This window comes from Deinococcus rhizophilus (assembly GCF_030271215.1).
GTDB classification, from domain to species: domain Bacteria; phylum Deinococcota; class Deinococci; order Deinococcales; family Deinococcaceae; genus Deinococcus; species Deinococcus rhizophilus.
The window spans coordinates 1-4,451 of record NZ_JASNGB010000216.1; the positions used below are offsets into that span (position 1 = coordinate 1).

Below are 4,451 nucleotides of genomic sequence, written 5' to 3' on the forward strand. Positions count from 1 at the left end.
ACCGGCCGCGAGGAGGCCCGCTTGCGGGCGCAGGCGCACCAGCTTCAGGCGCAGCTGTACGGCCTCTACGCCGAGGCCTACGCCGCCCCGCAGTACGACGCCGAGGTGCGCGAGGGACCGCTGCGGGTGCGGGGGCAGCGGCTGGGCGACTGGGCCGCGGGAAGGGGGGGCGGGATGTTCTGGGCCGCCCGCGACGAGACCTGCCCCCACCTCGCCTGGGACGGCGAGACGCTGCGCTTCTCGGCCCCGCCGCCCGCGTGGTACGGGGCGGCGCTGCTGGGAGGAGCGCTGCGGATTCTCTTCGAGCGCTGGAACGTGGGCCGGGCGCGGCTGGGGGACGGCGGGCCGCTGCTGCGGCGGCGGGAGTATTTCGAGCGGATGGGAACTGTGGGTGCAAAGGGGAGGGTGGACCGTGGGGTCTTCGGCAGAGACCTGAGCCTGGGCTGATCCGGACTGCCGTCCAATGTCTTTCCTTCCGGAACCCGCCCTGTCTCCTGCTCGCCTCCGCTCGGCCCCCCATCACTTCGTCAACGGTTCCATCGGAATCCGTAGGAGGCTCCGATTCCCGCCTTCTGCCCACTCCCCGCGCGTGGGTGCCCCACCCCGCTATACTCCCCGGCATGAGTGAAGACCTGATCAAGGGCCGCCTCGGCGGTGCGGACGGCTTCGGTGTCCGCTGCGCCATCGACGGCGACCGCATCTCGGGCCGCGCGGGCGGCGGGCTGTACGGCAAGGACATCGACCTCGAGATCACCGAGCGCGGCGTGCAGGGCACGGTCGGCAACGAGAGCGTGCGCATCGAACTCGAAGACGGCGAGCTGCGCGGCAACGTCGGCGGCCAGAAGCTGGTGCTGCGCGGCGTGGACCGGGTGACTGGTTTCCTCGGGGAACCCATCGTGGGCTGGAACATCGTCGCGCAGCAGCAGGGCGAGCGGCTCAGCGGGCAGCTCGGCAGCACGGTGCTGGGCCGCACCTTCGAACTCGACCTCGGCTCGGCCCCCGGCTGGGTGGGCACGCTGGTCGCGGTGGTGGCGCTGTACGCGCTGGAGCCCCGGGTGAGCGGGGCGGTCAGCCGCTAGAGCATTTGCCATAAGAATGCGGTGGGTTTCCGCATTCGTTGGCCGAGCGAAGCGAGCGAGTTGAAGAAGAGCATTGGGCAGAATGGAGGCACCTGGGGCGCCCTTCCCCGGGGGCCGTCATTCTGTCAAATGCTCTAAGCTTCCAGCCGCCAGCACCCAGCTTCCAGCAAAAACGCCCCGGCCTCAGCCTGGGGCGTCTGCTTTTCTGGCGGCGGACCGCTGGAAGCTGGCCGCTACCTCCCGAAGCGGTAGGTCACCCCGAACCGGAAGGTCGTGCTGTCCTCGTCGTNCCAGCACCCAGCTTCCAGCAAAAACGCCCCGGCCTCAGCCTGGGGCGTCTGCTTTTCTGGCGGCGGACCGCTGGAAGCTGGCCGCTACCTCCCGAAGCGGTAGGTCACCCCGAACCGGAAGGTCGTGCTGTCCTCGTCGTTGGCGACCCCCACGCTCACGCTGCTGCGCGGGCCGAAGTTGTACGCCGCGCTGATGGAGGGCCGCACCGCCTGAAGGCCCAGGCCCAGCGGCGTGCTGACCTGAAAGGACAGGCGGCCGTCGGGCGTGGTGTAGGTCGCGTCCAGCAGGCCCTCGCCCGTCAGGTCCACCTGATACTGCAGGTAAAGGTCGCGGGTGAGGTACGACCCCAGCGTGATCGTCGCCCCGAACTCGCCGCCGTCCGCCGCGAGGTTGGGCGTCAGCCGGAACACGTCCAGCCCCAGCGCCCGGGCCACGTTCCGCTCCAGCTCGCCCAGCACGAAGATGTTCAGCGCGGTCTGCAGGGCACTGGCCCCCAGCGACGCGAGGTTCTCCGGCAGCGCGTCGAGGTTGGGCACCCCGGTCGCCACCAGCGCGTACAGCTGCGCCTCGGTGTAGGGCGCGCGGGTCAGGGGGTCGGCGCAATTCCCGTTCGCGCCGGGGGCGCAGCCGAGGGTGGTCTGGAGGTTCAGGACGCTCTGGCCGCTGGGCTGCGGCTCGAACTGCCCGCGCACGTCGAGCACCACCGGCACCCGCTGCCGGGTGGTCACGGCGGCGACCGTTCCGGCGGCGTTCAGCGCGAAGGAGGGATACAGCCCGTCCCCGGCGAAGGTGACGCGGCCCTCGCGCAGCGTGAACTCGTTCTCGCGCAGGAAGAGGCTGCCGCGCTCGGCGACGATCTCGCCCGTCAGCCGGGGCCGCGCCCCCGTGCCCGACAGCACCAGCCCGCCGCCGAACTCGGCCCGCGCGAGCGCCTCGTCCACGCGGATGCCGCCGGGCGCGCGGATGGGGATGTCCTCGAAGACCAGCCGTTCCAGGAAGGGCCGGACCGGGGCGGGCACGTTCCCCCCCTCCTCCCCGGCGGGCGGCGGGAAGGTCGTGTACTCGGGCGGCAGCGGCGAGGGGAAATTGTCGGTGGGGCGGCCATCTGTGCCCGAGGTGCTCTGGCCGGGCGGCGGGATGGTCGCCACGGCGTCTGTGCGCCCCAGCACCAGCCGCGCGAAGGAGGCCGCGCCGCTCACCCGCACGACGCTGCCGTCGTCGAGGAGCCGCAGGTCGGCGTCGAGGCTGCTGTCCCGCGCCGAGATCACCGAGATGGGCAGCGTGTAGCCCTGCGCGGTCAGCGTGAGGTCGAGGCGGGGGGTCAGCGCCCCGGTCAGTTGCAGGGTTCCGGCCGGGCCAGCGGCGGTGGCGGGCGTGCGGCTGCTCGCCTCCACGGTCCAGCGGTCGCCCTCGGCCTGGGTGACAGTCACCACACTGTCCGGCAGCGCCCCCAGTGCCTGCGGCGCGAGCAGCCCCCGGAAGGTGGCGGCCGTTCCCGACAGGCGACCCAGGCTGAGCTGCCCGCGCACCTCCAGGGTGCCGTCGCTGCCCAGCACGCCGCCGGTCAGGACGCGCCCGCCCGCCGTGAAGGCGCCGGAGTCGGGCAGGTCGCCCTCCAGCGCCGGCACCTGCACGCTCAGGCCCGCCACGCTTCCGGCGAGGTTCTGGGCCCGCAGCAGCCCGCGCGGGCGGTCGTAGGTGCCCGCCGCCGACAGGGTGACGGTCCCCTTGAGGCTGGGGTCCAGCCCGGCCAGCCCCGGCAGGAGCCGCAGCACCGGGGTAAAGGTGGTGCCGCCAAAGCGGGCCTGCAGGTCCACCCGCTCGCGGGTATAACCGCCGCGCACGTCCCAGGTCCCGGCCCCGGCGAGCTGGATGTTGACATTCCGCAATTCCCGGTCGGCGTAGTCCAGCGTGCCCGTCCCGGTCAAGGTTTCCGTGACGGCCTGCGGTCCGGTCCCCGTGACGGCGGTCACCCGGATGCGCTCGGCGACGACGGTGGCGCTGCCCGCCAGCGGGTCGGCCAGCGGCACCCGGAAGCGGGCCACGCCCGTCACCACGCCCTCGCCGACCGGGGTGCCCGTCACCGCCGTGGTCAGCGCCCCCAGCGGCAGCGCCTGCAGGGTGGCCTGCCCGCTGAGGACGCCGCCCGTCAGCGAGGCCAGGAAGTCGCTCTCGCCCAGGAACCCGCGCAGGCGCCAGTCCCCGCCGATCAGGGTGCCCTCCACGCGGGCGCCGAGTTGCTTGGGGCCCAGGGTCAGGGCCGGGCTGGTCAGGACGACCGTGCCGCCGCCGTCGTTCAGGGTCGCCTCGCCGCTGACCCGGCCTGCCAGGCCGGGCGCCAGCGCGAGTTCGGCGAGTTCCACCTCGTCCAGCCGTGCCCGCAGGCGGTAGCCCTCCCCGGTGGGGCGGACCGTCCCCAGCGCCTCCAGCGCGGGCAGCACGTCGGCCAGCCCGCCCGTGCCCGTCACGCGGGCGGTGCCCACGGTGTTCACCGCGCTGAGGTCCGCCGTGAAGGTCTGTCCCCCCAGGGTCACCGTGCCGTTCAGCCGCACCTCCTCCCCGGCCTCTCCAGCCTCTCCAGCCGCGCTCAGGCCCGGCAGGTTCAGGGGGTAGCGGGCCGCCGCCAGCGTTCCGGTCAGGCCGCCCGTTCCGGCGGTCACGTCCGCCGTGAGGGTGCCGTCCCCCCGCCGCACGCTCCCGCTGAGGCGGCCGGTCCAGCCGCCCTCTCCCTGCGCCGCCGTCAGGTTCAGCGTCCCGGTGGGGAGCGCGGCGCTGGCGGTGAGGCTGGGGCGTCCGCCTGCCAGCGTCACCTCCCCAGTGAGGTCGCCCCCCAGGGTCAGGCCCAGGTAGGGCACCTCATAGGTGGTGGTCACGTCGGTCACCCGCAGGGCCACCCGGCCCTCGCCGCTCGCGGTGTTCGCCGTGCCGCTCGCGGTGAGGCGGCCCGTCACGCCCTCCAGGTTCAGCCGCCCCAGGTCCAGGCCCGGCAATTCGGCCCGCAGCACGTCGCCGGTCCAGGTGACCTGCCCGGTGCGCTCGCCGTCGGTCACGTCGAGGTCGGCCGAACGCAGGCTGGCCTCG

At 73.6% G+C, this 4,451-nt stretch carries 2 protein-coding genes and 1 pseudogene; 2 read left to right on the plus strand and 1 reads right to left on the minus strand.

What is annotated here, in order from left to right; translation table 11 throughout:
• Both QOL99_RS15295 and QOL99_RS15300 read left to right on the plus strand, forming a co-directional pair.
• Positions 1-447: pseudogene (locus QOL99_RS15295) on the plus strand (ABC-F family ATP-binding cassette domain-containing protein); the annotation flags it as partial.
• Between the two features lie 173 nt (positions 448-620).
• Complete coding sequence (locus QOL99_RS15300; RefSeq protein WP_285525091.1) at positions 621-1,079, plus strand: hypothetical protein; 459 nt, start codon at positions 621-623, stop codon at positions 1,077-1,079.
• A gap of 374 nt (positions 1,080-1,453) precedes the next feature.
• On the opposite strand, the gene QOL99_RS15305 is transcribed toward QOL99_RS15300, so the two are convergent.
• The coding region (locus QOL99_RS15305; RefSeq protein ID WP_285525093.1) for a translocation/assembly module TamB domain-containing protein at positions 1,454-4,451 on the minus strand (2,998 nt) is incomplete at its 5' end.